At 67.3% G+C, this 20,661-nt stretch carries 16 protein-coding genes and 3 pseudogenes; 14 read left to right on the plus strand and 5 right to left on the minus strand.

All coding sequences use genetic code 11. The annotated features are described in order from the left end of the window. Nucleotides 1–12: 12 nt before the first annotated feature. From dnaG to ribD, 7 genes and pseudogenes are all read left to right on the plus strand, one after another. Nucleotides 13–1,998: a DNA primase gene (gene dnaG, locus RUTHE_RS03135; RefSeq protein ID WP_021096814.1), complete on the plus strand. Its 1,986-nt coding sequence runs from the start codon at nucleotides 13–15 to the stop codon at nucleotides 1,996–1,998. A 150-nt stretch (nucleotides 1,999–2,148) separates the two neighbouring features. Then, a complete protein-coding gene (gene rpoD, locus RUTHE_RS03140) occupies nucleotides 2,149–4,137 on the plus strand; it encodes an RNA polymerase sigma factor RpoD (protein WP_021096815.1) in 1,989 nt (662 codons plus the stop codon). Between the two features lie 78 nt (nucleotides 4,138–4,215). After that, nucleotides 4,216–4,494: an HlyU family transcriptional regulator gene (locus tag RUTHE_RS03145; RefSeq protein ID WP_021096816.1), complete on the plus strand. Its 279-nt coding sequence runs from the start codon at nucleotides 4,216–4,218 to the stop codon at nucleotides 4,492–4,494. Nucleotides 4,495–4,605: 111 nt separating this feature from the next. After that, nucleotides 4,606–5,835 carry a DNA recombination protein RmuC gene (locus RUTHE_RS17950; protein WP_051150369.1) on the plus strand — a complete coding sequence of 410 codons (1,230 nt, stop codon included), beginning with the start codon at nucleotides 4,606–4,608 and terminating at the stop codon, nucleotides 5,833–5,835. Beyond that, the gene (rmuC, locus tag RUTHE_RS17955; RefSeq protein ID WP_021096818.1) at nucleotides 5,793–6,191 is read left to right on the plus strand and encodes a DNA recombination protein RmuC; all 399 of its coding nucleotides are present in this window, start codon (nucleotides 5,793–5,795) and stop codon (nucleotides 6,189–6,191) included. Before RUTHE_RS17950 ends, rmuC begins: the two co-directional genes overlap by 43 nt. 13 nt (nucleotides 6,192–6,204) lie before the next feature. Further along, the gene (nrdR, locus tag RUTHE_RS03155) at nucleotides 6,205–6,684 is read left to right on the plus strand and encodes a transcriptional regulator NrdR (protein WP_040644962.1); all 480 of its coding nucleotides are present in this window, start codon (nucleotides 6,205–6,207) and stop codon (nucleotides 6,682–6,684) included. Further along, nucleotides 6,681–7,769: pseudogene (ribD, locus tag RUTHE_RS03160) on the plus strand (bifunctional diaminohydroxyphosphoribosylaminopyrimidine deaminase/5-amino-6-(5-phosphoribosylamino)uracil reductase RibD). The gene nrdR and the pseudogene ribD overlap by 4 nt, the downstream one beginning before the upstream one ends. 98 nt (nucleotides 7,770–7,867) lie before the next feature. On the opposite strand, the gene clpA reads toward ribD, so the two are convergent. Next, on the minus strand, nucleotides 7,868–10,192 hold the full coding sequence (gene clpA, locus RUTHE_RS03165; protein ID WP_021096821.1) for an ATP-dependent Clp protease ATP-binding subunit ClpA: 2,325 nt from the start codon (nucleotides 10,190–10,192) through the stop codon (nucleotides 7,868–7,870). A 417-nt stretch (nucleotides 10,193–10,609) separates the two neighbouring features. On the opposite strand from clpA, the pseudogene RUTHE_RS18555 reads away from it, so the two are divergent. After that, nucleotides 10,610–11,083: pseudogene (locus tag RUTHE_RS18555) on the plus strand (GGDEF domain-containing protein); the annotation flags it as partial. Between the two features lie 198 nt (nucleotides 11,084–11,281). On the opposite strand, the gene gloB reads toward RUTHE_RS18555, so the two are convergent. Beyond that, on the minus strand, nucleotides 11,282–12,058 hold the full coding sequence (gene gloB / locus RUTHE_RS15870) for a hydroxyacylglutathione hydrolase (RefSeq protein WP_084465027.1): 777 nt from the start codon (nucleotides 12,056–12,058) through the stop codon (nucleotides 11,282–11,284). Between the two features lie 78 nt (nucleotides 12,059–12,136). Here gloB and RUTHE_RS03170 point away from each other — a divergent pair. The 6 genes and pseudogenes from RUTHE_RS03170 to RUTHE_RS03195 all read left to right on the plus strand — a co-directional run. Continuing rightward, nucleotides 12,137–12,871 (plus strand): annotated as a pseudogene (locus tag RUTHE_RS03170) (methyltransferase domain-containing protein); the annotation flags it as partial. A 212-nt stretch (nucleotides 12,872–13,083) separates the two neighbouring features. After that, nucleotides 13,084–13,644, plus strand: coding sequence for a F0F1 ATP synthase subunit delta (locus RUTHE_RS03175; RefSeq protein WP_040645205.1), 561 nt, complete (start codon nucleotides 13,084–13,086; stop codon nucleotides 13,642–13,644). Nucleotide 13,645: 1 nt separating this feature from the next. Continuing rightward, nucleotides 13,646–15,184: a F0F1 ATP synthase subunit alpha gene (gene atpA, locus RUTHE_RS03180; RefSeq protein WP_021096824.1), complete on the plus strand. Its 1,539-nt coding sequence runs from the start codon at nucleotides 13,646–13,648 to the stop codon at nucleotides 15,182–15,184. A 33-nt stretch (nucleotides 15,185–15,217) separates the two neighbouring features. Further along, complete coding sequence (locus tag RUTHE_RS03185; RefSeq protein ID WP_021096825.1) at nucleotides 15,218–16,084, plus strand: F0F1 ATP synthase subunit gamma; 867 nt, start codon at nucleotides 15,218–15,220, stop codon at nucleotides 16,082–16,084. A gap of 80 nt (nucleotides 16,085–16,164) precedes the next feature. Continuing rightward, nucleotides 16,165–17,607: a F0F1 ATP synthase subunit beta gene (atpD, locus tag RUTHE_RS03190; RefSeq protein WP_021096826.1), complete on the plus strand. Its 1,443-nt coding sequence runs from the start codon at nucleotides 16,165–16,167 to the stop codon at nucleotides 17,605–17,607. A 1-nt stretch (nucleotide 17,608) separates the two neighbouring features. Further along, entirely contained in the window at nucleotides 17,609–18,052 is a 444-nt protein-coding gene (locus tag RUTHE_RS03195) for a F0F1 ATP synthase subunit epsilon (protein ID WP_021096827.1), read from the plus strand. Between the two features lie 86 nt (nucleotides 18,053–18,138). On the opposite strand, the gene RUTHE_RS03200 is transcribed toward RUTHE_RS03195, so the two are convergent. From RUTHE_RS03200 to RUTHE_RS03210, 3 genes are all read right to left on the minus strand, one after another. Then, a complete protein-coding gene (locus RUTHE_RS03200; protein WP_021096828.1) occupies nucleotides 18,139–19,158 on the minus strand; it encodes a ribose-phosphate pyrophosphokinase in 1,020 nt (339 codons plus the stop codon). A gap of 123 nt (nucleotides 19,159–19,281) precedes the next feature. Then, a complete protein-coding gene (locus tag RUTHE_RS03205) occupies nucleotides 19,282–19,734 on the minus strand; it encodes a YcgN family cysteine cluster protein (protein WP_040644963.1) in 453 nt (150 codons plus the stop codon). Continuing rightward, nucleotides 19,727–20,653 carry a bifunctional riboflavin kinase/FAD synthetase gene (locus RUTHE_RS03210; protein ID WP_021096830.1) on the minus strand — a complete coding sequence of 309 codons (927 nt, stop codon included), beginning with the start codon at nucleotides 20,651–20,653 and terminating at the stop codon, nucleotides 19,727–19,729. Before RUTHE_RS03210 ends, RUTHE_RS03205 begins: the two co-directional genes overlap by 8 nt. Between the last annotated feature and the right edge of the window lie 8 nt (nucleotides 20,654–20,661).

Genomic DNA, 20,661 nt, shown 5'->3' on the forward strand with positions numbered 1-20,661 from the left:
CATACTGGCGCCATGTCCCTTCCCCCGGGCTTTCTCGAGGAACTGCGCGCTCGCGTGCCCCTTGGGCGCGTCGTCGGGCGCAAGGTCGTCTGGGATCCGCGCAAGTCGAATCAGGCCAAGGGCGATCTCTGGGCGCCCTGTCCGTTCCATCAGGAAAAGACGGCCTCCTTCCACGTCGATGAGCGCAAGGGATTCTACTACTGCTTCGGCTGCCATGCGAAGGGCGATGCCATCGCCTTCATCCGGCAGACGGAGAATGTCTCCTTCCTCGAGGCCGTGGAGATCCTCGCGCGGGAGGCGGGCATGGCGATGCCGGCGCCGGATCCGAAGGCGGCCGAGCGGAGCTCGCGCCTGCAGCAGCTGGCCGAGGTCATGGAGATGGCCGTCCGGCATTATCGCCTTGCCCTCTCGCGGCGCGAGGGCGAGGCCGCGCGCGCCTATCTCGAGCGGCGGGGCCTGAAGGGCGAGGCGCTGGCCCGGTGGGAGATCGGCTGGGCCGGAGAGGACCGTCACGGCCTCTCGAAGGCCCTTGTGGCCAGGGGCGTTCCCGAGGATCTCCTGCTCGAGGCCGGCCTGACGGGCGAAGGGCAGGGGGGGCGTTATGACCGCTTCTGGGGGCGGATCATCTTTCCCATCCGGGATGCGCGCGGCCGCGCGGTGGCGCTGGGGGGGCGGTCGCTGGATCCCCATGCCCGTGCCAAATATCTCAACTCGCCCCAGACGCCGCTCTTCGACAAGGGGCGGACCCTGTTCAACCTCCCCCGCGCGCGTGAGGCGGCGGGCAAGGGCGCCCCGCTGATCGTCGCCGAAGGCTACATGGACGTGATCGCCCTGTCCGAGGCCGGCTTTCCCGCTGCCGTTGCTCCTCTGGGCACGGCGATCACCGAGGATCAGCTCGCGCTGCTCTGGCGCCTGTCGCCCGAGCCGGTGATCGCCCTCGATGGCGATGCGGCGGGGCTGCGCGCCGCGCTGCGCCTTGTGGATCTCGCCCTGCCCCGGCTCGAGGCGGGGCGCGGCCTGCGCTTTGCGCTTCTGCCGGCGGGGCTCGACCCCGACGATCTCCTCCGCCAGCAGGGCGCGCCGGCCATGCAGGCCCTGCTGGACCGGGCGGAGCCGATGGTCGCCCTGCTCTGGCGGCGCGAGACGGAGGGCAGGACCTTCGACAGCCCCGAACGCAAGGCCGCTCTGGAACAGGGCTGGCGCCGGGCCATCGCCGCGATCCGCGATCCCGCGATCCGCCGCTTCTACGAGGACGAGCTGAAGCGCCTCCAGTGGCAGTTCCTGCGCGGGGCCGAACGGTCGCCGCCACGTCGTTCGGGCCAGACCGGACGTTCCGGGGCCGGTCCGCGCGAACCCGCCCCGGCCACCCGGGCCAGCCCCCTGGCCGTCGCGCCGCCACCGGGGGGCAATCTGCTGTGGGATGTGCTCTGGGCGCCCGATCCCGGGCCGGAGGCCGAACTGCGCCGGGCCGTCCTGGCCATCCTGCTGGTCCATCCCGCGCTGATCGAGGACTTCGCCCCCGATCTGGAGGCGATGGACTGCCCCGATCCGATCGAGGCAGCGCTGCGCGACGGGCTTCTGCGTCATGCGGGCGCGCCCGATCTGCGCGCCGCGCTGGCCGGGGAGTTCGGCGCCGAAAGCGTCTCCCGGCTTCTTGAGCGCGCCCATATCCTCGCGCTGCGCCCCCCGGGAGAGACCGAGGCCGCCCGGCTCGACTGTGCCGAGGCCCTGGCCCGTCTGGCGGCCCGCCGCGGGCATGCCGCCGCGCTGGCCGAGGCCATGGAGGATCTGGCCGCGGGGGCGGACGAATGGCTGACCCTGCGGCTGGGCCAGGCCGCGGCCGCCGTGGACATCACGCGCCGCAAGGACATGGAGGACACGCGCGAGGTCTATGTTGCGCCCAACGGCCTGGCGCTGGACAAGGAGGAGCGCGAACGGGCCGAGGATCTGTTCGCGCGAATCAGCTTCGTGCGGCGGCCCCGACCATCGGCTTCTTGACCTGCGCCCTCCGGCACACCAGATGGCTGTGTTCCAGGGGGCGTCGCCTTCCCTGTTGCGAATCACCTGCCTGTTGCGAATCACCTCAGACCGCCCTTGATTCGCCCGAGCGCCCGACGCAGCGAATCACCTATCCGCACGGAGCCCCGCATGGCCGCCAAGGACACCGACGATCTCCCGAAGGACGACGCCGAGGATGGCGACCTGTCGCTCGACATGAGCCAGGCCGCGGTCAAGCGCATGATCGCGGAGGCGCGGGAGCGCGGTTATATCACCTATGACCAGCTCAACGCCGTTCTGCCGCCCGATCAGGTCTCCTCCGACCAGATCGAGGATGTGATGGCCATGCTCTCTGAGATGGGCATCCAGGTCACCGAGGAGGAGGAGCCCGAGGAGACCGGGGAGGAGGAGGCGTCTTCCTCCTCGCGCGAGGTGGCCGTCATCGGCGGGCGCGATCTGGCGCTGACGGGCGGCGAGACGGAGCGGCTCGACCGGACCGATGACCCCGTGCGCATGTATCTGCGCGAGATGGGCTCGGTGGAGCTGCTCTCGCGCGAGGGGGAGATCGCCATCGCCAAGCGCATCGAGGCCGGCCGCAACACGATGATCGCCGGCCTCTGCGAATCGCCGCTCACCTTCCAGGCCATCACCATCTGGCGGAACGAGCTTCTCGACGAATCGATCCTGCTGCGCGATGTCATCGATCTGGAGGCGACCTTCGGCACCCAGATCGGCGGCGATGACGGGATCGAGCCGCTGGTGGATACCGGCTCTTCCGTCCCCGGCCGTCGCGACACGGGCCCCGAATTCGATGCCGACGGCAATCCCATCCTGCGGGACGACGAGGAGGACGACGAAGACCAGTCGAACATGTCGCTGTCGGCGATGGAGAATGCGCTCAAGCCGCGTGTGCTCGAGACGCTCGACGCGATCGCCCGCGACTTTGCCCGCCTGTCCGAGATGCAGGATGCGCGCATGTCAGCCACCCTCAACGAGGATGGCAGCTTCGATTCCGAACAGGAGGCCGCCTATCAGAAGCTCCGCTCCGAGATCGTCGCACAGGTCAATTCGCTGCATCTGGACAGCCGCCGCATCGAGGCGCTGATCGATCAGCTCTACGGCATCAACAAGCGCATCATGGCCATCGATTCGGCGATGGTGAAGCTGGCCGATCAGGCCCGCATCAACCGCCGCGAATTCATCGAGGAATACAAGGGATCCGAGCTTGATCCCACCTGGCTCGACCGGATGGCGCAGAAGCCGGGGCGCGGCTGGCAGATGCTTCTGGAGCGTTTCCGCGACCGGATCGAGGAGCTGCGCGCCGAGATGGCCCAGGTCGGTCAGTATGTCGGCGTGGACATCTCCGAATTCCGCCGCATCGTCGCCCAGGTCCAGAAGGGGGAGAAGGAGGCCCGCCAGGCCAAGAAGGAAATGATCGAGGCCAATCTCCGCCTCGTCATCTCCATCGCCAAGAAATACACGAACCGCGGCTTGCAGTTCCTTGATCTCATTCAGGAAGGCAATATCGGCCTGATGAAGGCGGTGGACAAGTTCGAATATCGCCGCGGCTACAAGTTCTCCACCTATGCGACATGGTGGATCCGTCAGGCGATCACGCGGTCGATCGCGGATCAGGCCCGCACGATCCGCATCCCCGTGCACATGATCGAGACGATCAACAAGCTGGTGCGCACCAGCCGCCAGATGCTGCACGAGATCGGGCGCGAACCCACGCCCGAGGAGCTGGCCGAGAAGCTCCAGATGCCGCTCGACAAGGTCCGCAAGGTGATGAAGATCGCCAAGGAGCCGATCAGCCTCGAGACCCCCATCGGCGACGAGGAGGACAGCCAGCTTGGCGATTTCATCGAGGACAAGAATGCCATCCTGCCGCTGGACAGCGCGATTCAGGAGAATCTGAAGGAAACCACGACGCGGGTTCTGGCCTCTCTCACCCCGCGCGAGGAGCGCGTGCTGCGCATGCGTTTCGGTATCGGCATGAATACCGATCACACGCTCGAGGAGGTGGGCCAGCAGTTCAGCGTGACACGCGAACGCATCCGCCAGATCGAGGCAAAGGCCCTGCGCAAGCTGAAGCACCCCAGCCGGAGCCGGAAGCTGCGGAGTTTCCTCGATTCGTGATGCGGGCGGGGGCGGGTCGGCGCCGTCCCCGGACCGGACTGCCCTGCGCAACCTCGCGCCTCAACCCGGGAGTGTTCCATGTCCTTCTGGTCCCGTCTCTTCGGAACCCGCGGCGGCCAGGCCGCCGAAGCCTCCAGGCCCGAGGATTACAAGGGCTTCCGCATCACTCCTGAACCGATCCGCGAAGGTTCGACCTACCGGGTGGCCGCCCGTATCGAGAAGGAGGTGAACGGCGCGCCGCGCCTTCATCGCCTTGTGCGCGCGGATACCGTCTCTTCGCCGGACGAGGCGCGCGACCTCTCGCTCCGCAAGGCGCGGCAGATGATTGACGAGCAGGGAGAACGCCTGTTCGACTGACGCGTCTTGCGCGCCTTGACCCTCATCCATGCGCGTGAACACTTTCTTAACCTTCGTCGGATAGTGTGGGCGCATGATGAGCCTGGAACTGATTCTCGTCCTTGCGGGGCTTTGCGCTCTCTGCCTCCTTCTTGCGGGGGGGCGGTTGCGCATGCTCGCCGCGCAGGGGCAGATCTGGCCCGTCTGCGCGCCGCGGCCGAGGATCTGCGCCGCCAGATCGACCAGGCCAGGGGAGAGGTGATGGTCGCCCGCGAACGGGTCGAGGGGCAGACCCGTCTGCTGGCTGAACGGGATGCGGCTCTTGCCGCTCTCCGGCAGGAGGCCGATCTGTTCCGTCAGCGCCATCAGGAGGCCGAGGCCCGTTATGCCGATGCCGAATCCCGCTGTGCCCAGGCGAATGAGGGGGTCAAGCGGCTTGAGGCGGCGGCCGAGCGGCTCCGTCATGACCATGCCGAGGCTCTCCGCCTCCTGCGCGAGGACGGGGCCCGCACGGCGGATCGCCTGCGCGATGCTGAGGCCGAGCTGGCCCGCCTGCGGGCCGATCATGCCGCCCTTCAGGCCGAGCGGGACGAACGTCTCGCCTCTGCCGAGAGGGAGGTTCGGCGCCTTGCCGCCATCCGCGAGGAGATGGCGAGGGAGTTCGAGGCTCTCGCCGCCCGCACCTTGCGCGAGACAGGAAGCGCTTTGACGAGAGCCCAGCAGGAAAGGCTGGGCGAACTGCTGACCCCCTTGCGCGAGCAGGTCGCCCGTTTCGAGGCCGAGTTGCGTGCCGTCCATCAGGAGGCCGACAAGGACCGCGCCATCCTGGCCGAGCAGATTCGCGCCGTGGCCGAACAGGCCCGGTCGGTCAGTCAGGATGCCGCCAATCTGGCCCGTGCGCTGAAGGGCGACAAGCAGCGTCAGGGCGCCTGGGGAGAGGCGCAGCTCGAACGTTATCTCGAACTGATGGGCTTTCGGCGCGATGTGGACTATTTCGTGCAGCAAACCCGGTTGGGCGAAGGGGGCGACCGTCTTCGCCCTGATGTCGTGCTGCGGATGCCGGGCGACAAGGCGCTGGTGATCGACAGCAAGGTGTCGCTGAACGCCTATGCCGAAGCCGTCGCCGCCGAAACCGATGAGGAGCGCGAGCGCTGGCTGCGCCTGCATGTGCAGAATGTCCGCGCCCGCGTGGATGAACTGGCTGCGCGCGATTACGACCGGTTCGTGGATGGCTCCATCGACATGGTGATGCTCTTCATGCCGATCAGGGGGCCGTCTCTGCCGCCTGGGCACAGGATGGGGAGCTTGCGGCCTACGCCATGTCTCGCGGGGTGGGTCTTGTCTATCCGACCTCGCTCCTGATGGCGCTCAGGACGGTGCGCCATCTGTGGAACGTGGAAAAGCGCAACCGCAATGCCGAACAGATCGCCGAACGGGCGGGGCGGCTTTATGACAAGCTCGCCACCTTCATCGACAGTTTCCAGCGGGTGGGGTCGGCGCTCGATACGGCTCAGAGGGCGTATGCAACGGCCACTGGGCAGTTGACGCAAGGGCGTGGCAATCTGGTGCGCCAGGTCGAGGAGCTGAAGTCTCTCGGGGCCCGCACCGGCAAGACCATCGCCATTGCCCATGACGACGATCCGCAGGAGGGGTCGGATGGCCTGTCCCTGCCCGGCATGGAGGAGGGGGAGGCACGGCAGCTCCCCGCTGCTGAATGAAGGGAAATTTCTGATGCGCTGTCCCTTCTGCGGCCATATCGACACCCAGGTGAAGGATTCGCGTCCCGCCGAGGATCATGTTGCCATCCGCCGCCGCCGTTTCTGCCCGGCCTGCGGGGGGCGCTTCACCACCTATGAACGGGTCCAGTTGCGCGATCTCGTGGTGCTCAAGTCGAACGGCCGGCGTGAGGATTTCGATCGCGAGAAGCTTGAGCGCTCCATCCGCATCGCGATGCGCAAGCGCCCGATCGAGCCCGAGCGGATCGACCAGATGGTGACCGGGATCGTCCGCCGCCTCGAATCGCTGGGCGAGAGCGAGATCACCTCGCGCCAGATCGGCCAGATCGTGATGGAGGCGCTGGCCCGTATCGACACCGTGGCCTATGTCCGTTTTGCCAGCGTCTACATGAATTTCCAGGCCGTCGGGGACTTCGATCGCTTCATGGCAGAGCTGCGTCCGCAGGAGATCCCGGACGAGACCGGTCCATCATGACGGAGCAGGAGGATGACCGCTGGATGGCGCTGGCTCTTGCGTTGGGGCGGCGCGGCATGGGGCGGGTCTGGCCGAACCCGGCTGTGGGTTGCGTGATCGTCCGTGACGGGCGCGTAGTCGGTCGGGGATGGACGGGGGATGGGGGCCGTCCCCATGCAGAGACGGTGGCTCTCGCACAGGCAGGTGAGGCGGCGCGGGGTGCGACGGTCTATGTCACGCTGGAACCCTGCGCCCATCACGGCCGGACGCCGCCTTGTGCCGATGCCCTTGTCGCGGCAGGGGTTGCACGGGTGGTCGTGGCGACGGGCGATCCGGATCCCCGCGTGGCCGGTCGCGGTCTGGCCCGCTTGCGCGAAGCTGGAATCGCCGTCTTCACCCCCTTGCGTGAGGATGAGGCCCGGCATGACCATGCCGGCTTTCTGCTGCGCGTGACGGCGGGGCGCCCATGGGTGACGCTGAAGCTTGCAGCGAGTCTTGACGGCCGCATCGCGACGGCCTCGGGCGAGAGCAGGTGGATCACCGGCCCCCGCGCGCGAGAGTCGGTGCAGCTCCTGCGGTCCCGGCATGATGCCGTCATGGTGGGGGGCGGAACCGCGCGGGCCGATGATCCGCTGCTGACCGTCCGGGGGATCGACCGGCCGCCCGTCGTGCGGGTGGTCTGGTCCCGCGGTCTCGATCTGGACCGGCATTCGCAACTGGCCCGCACGGCCCGTTCGACGCCGCTCTGGCTCCTGCATGTGCAGGGGGATCCCGGGCCCTGGCGGGATCTCGGGGCCCGCTGCCTGCGTGTGGCCGGAACGGAACAGGGTGTGGACCTCCGCGAGGGTCTGAAGGCCCTTGCCGAAGCCGGACTCACCCGGGTCCTGTGCGAGGGGGCGGGCAGCTGGCCGCCGGTCTGCTGCGGGCTGGTCTTGTGGATGAGATCGTGCTCTTCCACGCCGGACATGTTCTGGGCGCGGAAGGGCGGCCGATGGTCGGTGCACTCGGCCTGTCAGCCCTGGCCGAGGCCCCGGCTTCGCGCTTGCCGCCGTGGACAGGATCGGGGGCATGTAATGACCCGCTGGCTGCGCGGCGCCGGACGCTGAAAGGGGACCGGCGGGATCGAGGCCGGCCCCGCATCGCGATCCGGCCCTGCCGATGGGCAGGGCCGGCGGGAGAGGGGCAAAACGCCTCCGGCTTCGGGTCAGTCTGCGGTCAGCAGGGGCGGCTTTGCCCGGGTCAGGCGCGGCGTGCCCGGGGTCTCGTACTGCAGATGCAGACGGTCGTCCTTGACCCCGACACGGACCACACCGCCCTTCTGGAGCCGTCCGAACAGGAGCTCCTCGGCCAGGGGCTTCTTGAGGTTCTCCTGGATGACCCGTCCCAGGGGACGCGCGCCCATCCGGTCGTCATAGCCCTTTTCGCCAAGCCAGGCAGCAGCCTCGGGCGAGAGTTCGATATGGACGCCGCGGTCCATCAGTTGCGCCTCGAGCTGGAGGACGAACTTCTCGACGACCTGATGAATGACCTCCTTCGACAGGGGGGCGAAGGAGATGATGGCATCGAGCCGGTTACGGAATTCGGGGGTGAAGATCCGCTCGATGGCGGCGGTATCCTCACCCTCGCGGCGGTCACGGCCAAAGCCGATGGCGGCCTTGGCCTGTTCGGCGGCACCGGCGTTTGACGTCATGATCAGAATGACATTCCGGAAGTCCACCTGACGGCCGTTATGGTCGGTCAGCTTGCCGTGATCCATCACCTGCAGGAGGATGTTGTAGACATCCGGATGCGCCTTCTCGATCTCGTCGAGAAGGAGGACGCAGTAGGGATGCTGGTCCACGCCGTCGGTCAGCAGACCGCCCTGATCGAAGCCGACATAGCCCGGCGGCGCGCCGATCAGGCGCGAGACGGCGTGCTTCTCCATGTATTCCGACATGTCGAAGCGCAGCATTTCTACCCCGAGGACGTTGGCGAGCTGCCTGGCGACCTCGGTCTTGCCGACGCCGGTCGGCCCTGCGAACAGGTAGTTGCCGATCGGTTTCTCGGGTTCACGAAGCCCCGCCCGGGCGAGCTTGATGGCCGAGGCAAGCGCCTCGATGGCCGGATCCTGGCCGAACACGACCCGCTTGAGCGAGGCTTCGAGATCGCGCAGCACCTCCGCATCGTCCTTGGAGACGTTCTTGGGGGGGATGCGGGCGATCTTGGCGACGACAGCCTCGATCTCCTTGGTGCCGATGGTCCGCTTGCGGCGCGAATCGGGCAGCAGATGCTGGGCCGCCCCCGCTTCGTCGATGACGTCGATGGCCTTGTCGGGCAGCTTGCGGTCGTTGATGTAGCGCGCGGACAGCTCCACAGCAGTGCGGATCGCGTCGTTGGTATAGCGGACACCGTGATGTTCCTCGAAATAGGGCTTGAGGCCCCGCAGGATCTTCACGCTGTCCTCGACGGAGGGTTCGTTCACGTCGATCTTCTGGAACCGGCGCGAAAGGGCGCGGTCCTTCTCGAAATGCTGGCGGAACTCCTTGTAGGTGGTGGAGCCCATGCAGCGCAGCTTGCCGCCCTGCAGCGCCGGCTTGAGCAGATTCGAGGCATCCATCGCCCCGCCCGAGGTCGCGCCCGCCCCGATCACGGTATGGATCTCGTCGATGAACAGGACGGCGTCGGGATGCTGCTCGAGCTCGGAAACCACGGCCTTGAGCCGTTCCTCGAAGTCGCCCCGATAGCGGGTGCCGGCCAGCAGCGCGCCCATGTCGAGGGAGAAGATCGTGGCCTTTGCCAGGACCTCCGGAACCTCGCCCTGGACGATCTTCCGCGCAAGGCCTTCGGCGATGGCCGTCTTGCCCACGCCGGGATCGCCCACCAGAAGCGGGTTGTTCTTGCGCCGCCGGCAGAGAACCTGGATGCAGCGCTCCACCTCCTCCTCGCGGCCGATCAGCGGATCGACATCGCCCTTGCGGGATTTCTGGTTGAGATCGACGCAATACTTGGCCAGCGCCGAGTCCTTGTCCTCGGCGGGTTCGGCCTTGTCCCGCTCGTCCTGGCGGGAGGGGCCGGTGCCTGTCACGGGGCGGCTTTCGCCATAGGCCGGGTCCTTGGCGACGCCATGGGCGATGAAGTTCACCGCATCATAGCGCGTCATGTCCTGCTCCTGCAGGAAGTAGGCGGCATTCGAATCCCGCTCGGCAAAGATGGCGACAAGCACATTCGCGCCGGTCACCTCTGTCCGGCCGGAGGACTGGACATGGATCGCGGCGCGCTGGATGACACGCTGGAAGGCGGCGGTGGGCACCGCCTCGGACCCTTCCACATCGGTGACGAGGGTGGAAAGATCCTCATCGATGAATTCCTCGAGGTTCTTGCGCAACTCGGCCAGATCGACGGCACAGGCACGCATGACGCGCGCGGCGTCGGGCTCGTCGATGAGGGCGAGAAGGAGATGTTCGAGGGTGGCAAGTTCATGACGCTTCGCGTTGGCCAGCGCCAGCGCGGCGTGGATGCACTTCTCGAGGGTCGGCGAGAAAGACGGCACTTGGCGTGCTCCTCTGGTCGAGGGGCCGGAAGGAAGTTCGGGGCCCGGCCCCATCATGGGCCTCTCGGGATTAAAGATCGGTGTTTGACGCGCCGCTTCAAGCGCAAAATTGTATGGATCCGTTCACGACCTCCGGCCTTGACAACAAGGTGACAGCGGGGCCGGCGTAAGGGGATCCTTAAGGCCTTTCGGCTATGCCGGATCGATCGGACAGATCCGGATGGGCTGAAGATGAAACAGCGAGTCGCGATCCAGACATTCGCGCTGACCCTGCTGGTCATCCTGCTGGCATCGGGGCTGACGGGCATCCTCTTCCGGCTGGTCGGGCTCGAGCGGGCCGGGGTGGGGCAGGCCATGGCGATCTGCGCTGTCATGTGCCTCATCCTGGCGCCGATCATCCTCGGTCCGCTTGTGCATATGGCGGTCAGGCTGGACAGTCTGTGCGAAAGGCTGCGGCAGGCTGCGCTGACCGATCCCCTGACCGGGCTGGCCAACCGCCGTGCCTTCTTCGAGGAGGCGGCAGCCCGCCTGCGATACGCCCCCGGCGGGCCCGAGGCGCCTCTCTATGCGATCCTGATGATCGACGCCGATCGCTTCAAGGACATCAACGACCGCCACGGGCACGAGACGGGTGATGCCGCGCTGGCCCATCTGGCGGGCCGGATCTGCGATTCCCTTGCGCGGGCAGGTGAAGAGGCGCCCCTCATCGCCCGTCTGGGCGGCGAGGAATTCATCGTGCTGCTGACCGGGGTCACCGCTGCGGGGGCCCGCCTGGCCGCCGAGGTGATCTGCGAAGGGATCCGCTCCACCACGATGACCTTTCGGGATCAGCGCCTGTCCATGACCGTGAGCATCGGGGTCTGGGTGGGCTCGGGTCGGAGCCTGGATCAGGCCCTGTCGCTGGCGGATCGGGCCGTCTATGCGGCCAAGGCTGCCGGGCGGGACTGCTGGCGGTTCGCGGAGGATCCCGCCTGTCCCGGATGCGACGGCACGGGCCCCGATCCGGGCGGCGCAGTCCGTGCCGAGTGGCCGGGCCGCGCTGCCCGCCCCCCGAACCGCCGCCCCCTGACCCCTCGGGACCCGGGGGGGTCAGAACCGGTCCTTCGCAGCCCGGATGGCCGCGAAGACGGCGGCATCCGTGGCGCCTTCCATGCCCATCCGGGCCTTCATCCCGGGAAGGTCGGCGCGCAGGAAGGGATTGGTCGCCAGTTCCTCCGACAGGCGCGAAGGGACGGTGGGCTGACCGCGTTCGCGCGCCTGGCGGACGGCTTCGGCCCGCTGCTGCAGCGCGGAATTGTCCGGATCCACGGTCAGGGCGAAGCGGGCATTGGACTGGGTGTATTCATGGCCCGAGCAGATGAGGGTGTGCGGCGGAAGCGATCGGAGCCGCAGCAGGGAGGCCCACATCTGCTCGGCGGTTCCCTCGAACAGGCGGCCGCATCCCAGCGCCATGAGCGTGTCCGCCGTGAAGGCCAGGGCAGAACGCGGGAAATGATAGGAGATGTGGCCCACCGTATGCCCCGGCGTGTCGAGGACCTCCACCTCCTCACCGCAGATCTGCAGGGTCTGTCCCGGCGTGACAGCCAGGTCGAGCGGCGGCAGGCGATGGGCATCGGCGGCATTCCCGATCACGCGGGCGCCGTCGCGCAAGGCCGCGACGCCCTGGATGTGGTCGTCATGGTGATGGGTGATGAGGATCGTGCCCAGCCTCCAGCCCCGCCGGTCGAGTTCGGCCCGGATGGGCCCGGCTTCCGGCGCATCGACAAGGGCCGTCTCGCCCGTGGCAGGATCATGCAGCAGGAAGGCATAGTTGTCCTGCAGGCACGGGACGGTGACGAGCGTCAGGGATGCGCGGTCTGCGGGCATGGCGGAGAAGCCTTCTTCTGTCCTACTGTCTGTCCGATCCTGCCGCCGCGCGACGGCAGCCGCAATGCGGAAGGTTCCATGCACCCGGACGTGCACGATCTGCGAGACTTCTATTACCGCAACCCGCTTGGCCGGGCGGTCCAGCGTGTGATCCGCGGCGAGATCGAATCGCTCTGGCCCGAGGCCAAGGGTCAGACCGTTGCCGGCTACGGCTTTGCCGTGCCCTTTCTGCGGCCCTTTCTGACGGGGGCCCGCCGGGTGATCGCGCTGATGCCGGGGCCGCAGGGGGTCATGCCCTGGCCGTCATCGGCGCCGAATGTGGCCCTTCTGTGCGAGGAGACGCTGTGGCCGCTCTCGACGGGATTCGTGGATCGTCTTCTTGTCGTGCATGGCATCGAGACGAGCGATCACCCCGACCCGCTGCTTGACGAATGCTGGCGGGTTCTTGGCCCGGGGGGGCGGGCGATCTTCGTCGTCCCGAACCGGGCGGGGCTGTGGTCCCGCAGCGATGCCACGCCCTTCGGATATGGGCAGCCCTATACCCTCCGCCAGTTCGAGGCGGCGCTGCGCCGTCACCGCTTCCAGGTGGAGAGGGCGCTGTCTACGCTCTACCAACCGCCGTCCACCCATCGCTTCTGGCGTCGCCTGAGCGGGTTGATGGAGCAGGCAGGCCGTCATCTTCCGCTCTTTGCGGCAGGCGGGGTTCTCGTGGTGGAGGCCTCGAAGCAGCTTGCCCTGCCGACCCGCGGCAGTGCGGTTGCCGATCGGCGGATCCGCTTGCCGGATGCCGTGCCCCTTCCTGCGGCAAGGGGGCGGTGCACTCCTTCCGGGCGCTTCCCGCGATCCGGGCGCGCGATCCGCAGGACGGATGCGGAACACTGCGCAAGCCGGTTGCGGGGGTCTGATCGCTCTGCTACACGCCGCCGCGAGCGAACGCCTCCGCCAGGGGTATCTCCGGGCGGGCGGCCTGTCGCATGACGGGTCCGCAGGCGTGCCATGGGGAGCATGACAACGGAAGGGTGGACGTGTCCGAACCAGCATCGATCTCGACCGGCATTGCGTCGCGTTACGCCCGGGCCGTCTTCGACCTCGCCCGCGAGGAGGACATGCTCGCCGCCGTGGAGCAGGATCTCGGCCTGCTCGAGGGGGCCCTTGCCGAAAGCGCCGATCTGCGCGCGCTCATCGCCTCGCCGCTCTATTCGCGCGAGGAGCAGGGGCGTGCGCTCGATGCGCTGGCCGACAGGATGGGTCTGTCCGCCATCATGCGGAACACGCTGGGGCTTCTGGCTGCAAAGCGCCGCCTGTTCATCCTGCCGCATCTTCTTGCAGCTCTGCGGGGGCTGATCGCCGAGGCGCGCGGCGAGGTCGCGGCAGAGGTGATCTCGGCCCGGCCCCTCACGGCCGAACAGGAAAGGCGCCTTGCCGACGAGCTTTCGGCCAGGGCGGGCCGTTCCGTGAAACTCCAGACGCGGGTGGACGGATCGCTGATCGGCGGTCTCGTCGTCCGGCTGGGCTCGCGCATGATCGACACCTCGATCCGCGCAAAGCTCGGCCAGATCCAGAACATGATGAAAGAGGTCGGTTAAGATGGCGATCCAGGCTGCCGAGATCTCGGCGATCCTCCGCAACCAGATCCGCAACTTCGGCCAAGAGGCCGAGGTCGCCGAGGTTGGCCGCGTGCTGTCCGTCGGCGACGGGATCGCCCGTGTCTATGGTCTCGACAACGTCCAGGCGGGCGAGATGGTCGAGTTTCCGGGCGGCATCATGGGGATGGCGCTCAATCTGGAGACCGACAACGTCGGCTGCGTGATCTTCGGTTCGGACCGGGACATCAAGGAAGGCGACATCGTCAAGCGCACGCAGTCCATCGTGTCCGTGCCGGCGGGGGATGCCCTGCTCGGCCGCGTGGTGGATGCGCTCGGCCAGCCGCTCGACGGCAAGGGGCCGATCGAGGCCGCCGAGCGCCGCATCGCCGATGTGAAGGCCCCCGGCATCATTCCCCGCCGTTCGGTGCATGAACCGATGGCAACGGGTCTGAAGGCCGTGGACGCCATGATCCCCATCGGCCGCGGCCAGCGCGAGCTGATCATCGGCGACCGGCAGACCGGCAAGACCGCGATCGCGCTCGACACGATCCTCAACCAGAAATCCTACAATGACGCGGCCGGCGACGACGAGAGCAAGAAGCTCTACTGCGTCTACTGCGCCGTGGGCCAGAAGCGCTCGACCGTGGCGCAGTTCGTCCGCCGGCTCGAGGAATCGGGTGCCTTCGCCTATACCATCGTCGTTGCTGCGACGGCCTCGGACCCCGCGCCGATGCAGTTCCTGGCGCCCTATGCCGCGACGGCGATGGCCGAATACTTCCGCGACAACGGCCGTCATGCGGTGATCATCTACGACGACCTGTCCAAGCAGGCCGTGGCCTATCGTCAGATGTCGCTGCTGCTGCGCCGTCCGCCGGGGCGCGAGGCCTATCCGGGCGACGTGTTCTATCTGCATTCCCGTCTGCTGGAGCGCTCGGCCAAGCTGAACAAGGATCATGGCTCGGGTTCGCTGACCGCGCTGCCCATCGTCGAGACGCAGGCCGGCGACATCTCGGCCTATATCCCGACCAATGTGATCTCGATCACCGACGGGCAGATCTTCCTGGAATCGGAGCTGTTCTTCCAGGGGATTCGCCCCGCGGTGAACACGGGTCTTTCGGTGTCGCGGGTGGGCTCCTCGGCCCAGACCCGGGCGATGAAGTCGGTTGCCGGTCCGGTGAAGCTGGAGCTGGCCCAGTATCGTGAGATGGCAGCCTTCGCGCAGTTCGGCTCGGATCTGGATGCCGCGACGCAGGCGCTGCTGAACCGCGGTGCCCGTCTGACCGAGCTGATGAAGCAGCCGCAGTATTCGCCGCTGACCAATGCGGAGATCGTGGCGGTCATCTATGCGGGTACCAAGGGCTATCTCGACAAGCTGCCCGTGTCGGAAGTCGGCCGCTTCGAGGCAGGCCTTCTCAACCATCTGCGCACCAAGCGTCGTGACGTGCTGGACTTCATCACCCGCGAGGATCCCAAGATTGCCGGCGAGGCCGAGGAGATCCTGCGCGGTGCGATCGACGAGTTCGCGCGCGATTTCGCCTGATTACGGGTCTGAGCTGAGGGAGATGCCGGGGCGATGCCCAGTCTGAAGGATCTGAAGAACCGCATCGCCTCGGTGAAATCCACCCGGAAGATCACCAAGGCGATGCAGATGGTGGCGGCGGCCAAGCTCCGCCGCGCCCAGGACGCGGCCGAGGCGGCCCGTCCCTATGCCGAGCGTTTCAATGCCGTGCTGGCGGGGCTGGCCTCCGCCTCTGCCGGTTCGGAGACGGCGCCGGCCCTGCTGCGGGGGACAGGGCGCAACCAGGTTCACCTTCTGGTCGTGATGACCTCGGAGCGCGGCCTTGCCGGGGCCTTCAACTCCTCGATCGCCCGCCTTGCGCGGACCGAGGCGCAGCGCCTGATCGGCGAAGGCCGGACGGTGAAGATCCTGACCGTCGGCAAGAAGGGCCGCGACATCCTGAAACGGGATCTCGGCCAGCTCTTCGTGGGCCATGTGGACCTCTCTGCCGAGCGCCGCATGAGCTATCCCCTTGCGCAGCGGATCGCACGCGACATCATTGCCCGCTTCGATGCGGGCGAGTTCGACGTGGCGACGATCTTCTACAACCGCTTCCAGTCGGTCATCTCGCAGGTGCCGACGGCGCGCCAGATCATCCCGGCGACCTTCGACGAGGCAGCGCCCTCGGCGCTCTATGACTACGAGCCCTCCGAAGAGGCCATCCTGAGCGAGCTGCTTCCACGTGGGGTGGCGACGCAGATCTTTGCGGCGCTTCTGGAAAACGCAGCCTCCGAGCAGGGGGCGCGGATGACGGCCATGGACAACGCGACGCGGAACGCGGGGGACATGATCGACCGCCTGACGATCCAGTACAACCGCAGCCGTCAGGCTGCGATCACCAAGGAACTGATCGAGATCATCTCGGGGGCGGAGGCCGTCTAGGCCTGCGCTCTCTTGGCCGGCCGACCGGCGGCCTCACGAACATCCGGGGTCCGACCCCGCCAGACCCGTAGGAGACATCCATGGCACTCGATGCAGGCCAAACCGGAGCGAGCAGCGGCAAGATCACTCAGGTGATCGGTGCCGTGGTGGACGTGCAGTTCGATGGGCATCTGCCTCCGATTCTCAATGCGCTGGAGACCGACAACAATGGTCGCCGGCTGGTGCTCGAGGTTGCCCAGCATCTGGGCGAGAACACCGTGCGCTGCATCGCCATGGATGCGACCGAGGGTCTGGTGCGCGGCGCGGCCGTGCGCGACACGGGCGGGCCGATCTCGGTTCCCGTGGGGCCGGCGACTCTGGGGCGGATCCTCAATGTCGTCGGCGAGCCCGTGGACGAGAAGGGTCCCATCGCCGCTACCGAATACCGTCCCATCCATGCCGAGGCCCCGGCCTTCGTGGATCAGTCCACGGAGTCGGAGATCCTCGTCACCGGGATCAAGGTCATCGACCTTCTCGCTCCCTATTCCAAGGGCGGGAAGATCGGCCTGTTCGGCGGCGCCGGGGTGGGCAAGACGGTGCTCATCCAGGAGCTGATCAACAACATCGCCAAGGTGCATTCGGGCTTCTCGGTCTTTGCCGGCGTCGGCGAGCGGACCCGCGAAGGGAATGACCTCTATCACGAATTCATCGAGTCCGGCGTCATCAACATGGACGATCTCGAGAAGTCCAAGGTGGCGCTGGTCTATGGCCAGATGAACGAACCGCCGGGGGCCCGCGCGCGCGTGGCACTGACCGGGCTGACGCTGGCCGAGCAGTTCCGCGATGCCTCGGGCACGGATGTGCTGTTCTTCGTGGACAACATCTTCCGCTTCACCCAGGCGGGTTCGGAGGTGTCGGCCCTTCTGGGCCGCATCCCTTCGGCGGTGGGCTATCAGCCGACCCTGGCCACCGACATGGGTGCGCTGCAGGAGCGGATCACCTCGACCAAGCGCGGCTCGATCACCTCGGTGCAGGCGATCTATGTGCCCGCGGACGACCTGACCGACCCCGCGCCGGCCACCTCCTTCGCGCATCTCGATGCGACGACGGTGCTTTCGCGGGCCATTTCGGAACTGGGGATCTATCCGGCGGTGGACCCGCTCGATTCGACCTCGCGGATCCTCGATCCGCAGATCGTGGGCAAGGAGCATTACGAGACGGCCCGCGCCGTGCAGGGGATCCTCCAGCGCTACAAGTCGCTTCAGGACATCATCGCCATCCTCGGGATGGACGAGCTGTCGGAAGAGGACAAGCTGACGGTCGCCCGTGCGCGCAAGATCCAACGCTTCCTCTCCCAGCCCTTCGACGTGGCGCAGGTCTTTACCGGCTCGCCCGGGGTGCAGGTCCCGCTGGAGGAGACGATCGCCTCCTTCAAGGCCGTGGTGAACGGCGAATACGACCACCTGCCCGAGGCGGCCTTCTACATGGTCGGCGGCATCAAGGATGCCGTGGCCAAGGCCGAACGCATGGCGGCGGCGGCCTGACATGGCAGAGGGTTTCCGCTTCGATCTTGTGAGCCCCGAGCGGCGTCTTGCCGCCCTCGATGCGCGCGAGGTCCTGCTGCCGGGTGCGGACGGCGATCTGACGGCGATGCCGGGCCATGCGCCCGTCATCACCACGCTGCGCCCCGGTCTGATCCGGGTTGTCCATGCAGCAGGAACCGAGGAATTCGTGGTGACCGGCGGCTTTGCCGAGGTCACCGCGACCGGCGTGTCCGTCCTGGCCGAACAGGCCCTGCCGCGGGCCGAAGTGACGGCCGATGTGCATGCGCGCTGGGTGGAGGAGGCGCGGACTGCGCTGACCGCCGCCCAGAACATTGCCGACCGTGACGGTCCGGTGGATGACGCCGCCCGTCTTCTGGCCGACATGGTCGCCGTTGGCGACCGCATCGGGATCGGCGCCGGGGCCTCGCGCGCGCCGGCGCCCTGAGGAGGGCATACCCTTTGCAATGCGGAAAGGCCCCGGCATGCCGGGGCCTTTCTGTTTCGGGCGCCGGATCGAGGCGGGAAACGGGCTCAGCGTCTCGTGTACATCCCCTCATAGATCGGTGCGAGGCTGTCGGCCTCGAACAGGGACGAGACCGACGTCCCGTGCCAGATGTTGAGGATCGCCTGCGCGAACATCGGCGCGGTCGGAACGATGCGGATGTTGCCGGCCTCGCGCACCCTGTCGGTCTGTTCGATCGAATCGGTGATGACGAGCGACTTCATCCGCGATTCCCGGATGCGCCCGACAGCCGGACCGGACAGGACCCCATGGGTGATATAGGCATGAACCTCGCGGGCGCCGGCTTCGCACAGCACCTCGGCGGCCTTGCAGAGGGTGCCGGCGGTATCCACGATGTCGTCCACGATGATGCAGATCTGATCACGGACATCGCCGATCACCGTCATTTCGGCGACCTCTCCCGGCCGGGCCCGGCGCTTGTCCACAATAGCCAGCCCGCAGCCGATCCGTTGGGCCAGTTCCCGTGCCCGCGCCACGCCCCCGACATCCGGCGAGACGACGGTCATGTCTTCGAGCCGCCCGTCGAAATGATGCAGGATGTCGAGTGCGAAGACCGGCGCAGCATAGAGATTGTCCACCGGAATGTCGAAGAAGCCCTGGATCTGTGCGGCATGCAGGTCCAGCGTCAGGATGCGGTCCACCCCTGCGGTCGTCAGCAGATTGGCCACCAGCTTGGCGCTGATCGGGGTGCGCGCCTTGGCGCGGCGGTCCTGCCGGGCATAGCCGAAATAGGGAATGACGGCCGTGATCCGCTGGGCTGAGGAGCGGCGCAGGGCATCCGTGATGATCAGCAGCTCCATCAGCGTGTCATTGGCTGGGTTCGAGGTCGGCTGGATGATGAACATGTCCTCGCCGCGGACATTCTCGAAGACCTCGACAAAGATTTCCTGATCGTTGAAGCGCTCGACACGAGCGTTCACCAGATCCACGGCCACGCCCCGATGCAGCGACATCCGTCGGGCAATGGCGCGGGCAAGGGGGATGTTGGCATTGCCGGCGATGAGTTTCGGCTCGGACAGGGCTGGCATGGCAATTCCTTCGCGGGGCAGTGCGTGGCGCGGCCCTAGCATGGGCTGCGGGTTATCTCCAGAAAGCGGCGGGCCCTGTCGCATGCCGTGATGGCGGATAGGCCATGCTGCACAGGGGGGGGCTCATGGGATGGGCTCTTCGATGATGTGGTCTTCCCATTCGTCCTCCGGAACCTCGGTTTCCGGGATGGCAAGGCCCCGCACCCCGGCCCCCGCCCGGTGCGGGCTTTCCGGATCGCCGGTGAGCAGCGGATGCCAGTCCGGCAGGGGATGGCCCAGATGACGCAGGCGATAGGCACAGGTCGCGGGAAGCCAGTAGAGATGCCGCGGGATCGAGGTCGGTGTCAGCAGGATGCATTCGGGCACATGGTCGTGCCGGTCCGCATAGGAGGAGCAGCGGGCGCTGGCGCAGTCGAGCAGGCGACAGGCCACGCGCGTCAGCGCCACCTCGCCGGTCTCCTCGTCCTCGAGCTTGTTGAGGCAGCATTTCCCGCAGCCATCGCAGAGCGCCTCCCATTCGTCCCGGTTCAGCGCCGCCAGGGGCATCTCCCAGAAGCGGGGCCGCATGTCAGCCATGGGCCGCCAGCACCGCGCGGGCGCGGGCCGAATCCGCGTCCATCTGGGTGATCAGATCGGCAAGGCTGGAGAAGGTCATCTCGGGCCGAAGCCACTCCACCAGCGCGACAGACAGGGTTGCGCCGTAGAGATCGCCCGCGAAGTCGAAGAGGAAGACCTCGAGATTCGGAACCGAGCCGCCGAACATCGGCCGCACCCCCAGCGAGGCGACACCGCCATGATGGCCCTGATGGGGACCGTCGAGAATGTCCACAAGGGTGGCATAGACTCCGAAGCGGGGGAGATGAAGACCCTCGAGCGACAGATTCGCCGTGGGATAGCCAAGGGTTCGTCCGCGCTTCTCGCCATGCAGGACGGGTCCCTCGATCCGGTGCCAATGTCCCAGCATCCGGGCGGCATCGCGGGGCCGGCCTTCGGACAGGGCAAGACGGATGGCTGTGGAGGAGATCTCGGCCCCCTCGATTCCTCGCAGCGGCGCCACCGTGACGGCAAGGCCGGCGGCCTGGCCGAGGCGAACCAGTGTTGCGGCATCGCCCGCGCGGCCGCGGCCGAAGCGGAAGTCCTCTCCCACGACGGCATGGGACAGGCCCAGCCCTCCGACCAGGACGTCGGCCACGAAGGCCTCCGGCGTCAGCGCGGCAAGCGCGGCATCGAAGGGAAGCTCATAAAGGATATCCACGCCGAGACGCTCGAAGCGATGCGCACGGGCCTGGGCATTCATCAGCCGGAAGGGAGGGGCCTCCGGCGCGAAGAACTGGCGGGGATGCGGCTCGAAGGTGACGACAGCGAGGGGAACGCCATCGCGCCGTGCCAGATCGAGGACTGCCCGATGCCCCAGATGGACGCCGTCGAAATTGCCGATTCCGGCCGAGGCGCCGCGCGCATCGGGGGGGGCGGTCAGATCGCGGATGATGCGCATGGCTGGCT

The organism is Rubellimicrobium thermophilum DSM 16684 (assembly GCF_000442315.1).
Classification (GTDB): Bacteria; Pseudomonadota; Alphaproteobacteria; order Rhodobacterales; family Rhodobacteraceae; genus Rubellimicrobium; species Rubellimicrobium thermophilum.

Excerpts from the sequence above, each read along its gene's own strand:
- dnaG (WP_021096814.1), top strand. The coding sequence starts at position 13 with ATGTCCCTTCCCCCGGGCTTTCTCGAGGAACTGCGCGCTCGCGTGCCC.
- rpoD (WP_021096815.1), top strand. The coding sequence starts at position 2,149 with ATGGCCGCCAAGGACACCGACGATCTCCCGAAGGACGACGCCGAGGAT.
- RUTHE_RS03145 (WP_021096816.1), top strand. The coding sequence starts at position 4,216 with ATGTCCTTCTGGTCCCGTCTCTTCGGAACCCGCGGCGGCCAGGCCGCC.
- rmuC (WP_021096818.1), top strand. The coding sequence starts at position 5,793 with ATGTCTCGCGGGGTGGGTCTTGTCTATCCGACCTCGCTCCTGATGGCG.
- nrdR (WP_040644962.1), top strand. The coding sequence starts at position 6,205 with ATGCGCTGTCCCTTCTGCGGCCATATCGACACCCAGGTGAAGGATTCG.
- gloB (WP_084465027.1), bottom strand. The coding sequence starts at position 12,058 with ATGCCCGCAGACCGCGCATCCCTGACGCTCGTCACCGTCCCGTGCCTG.
- atpA (WP_021096824.1), top strand. The coding sequence starts at position 13,646 with ATGGCGATCCAGGCTGCCGAGATCTCGGCGATCCTCCGCAACCAGATC.
- RUTHE_RS03185 (WP_021096825.1), top strand. The coding sequence starts at position 15,218 with ATGCCCAGTCTGAAGGATCTGAAGAACCGCATCGCCTCGGTGAAATCC.
- atpD (WP_021096826.1), top strand. The coding sequence starts at position 16,165 with ATGGCACTCGATGCAGGCCAAACCGGAGCGAGCAGCGGCAAGATCACT.
- RUTHE_RS03195 (WP_021096827.1), top strand. The coding sequence starts at position 17,609 with ATGGCAGAGGGTTTCCGCTTCGATCTTGTGAGCCCCGAGCGGCGTCTT.
- RUTHE_RS03200 (WP_021096828.1), bottom strand. The coding sequence starts at position 19,158 with ATGCCAGCCCTGTCCGAGCCGAAACTCATCGCCGGCAATGCCAACATC.
- RUTHE_RS03205 (WP_040644963.1), bottom strand. The coding sequence starts at position 19,734 with ATGGCTGACATGCGGCCCCGCTTCTGGGAGATGCCCCTGGCGGCGCTG.
- RUTHE_RS03210 (WP_021096830.1), bottom strand. The coding sequence starts at position 20,653 with ATGCGCATCATCCGCGATCTGACCGCCCCCCCCGATGCGCGCGGCGCC.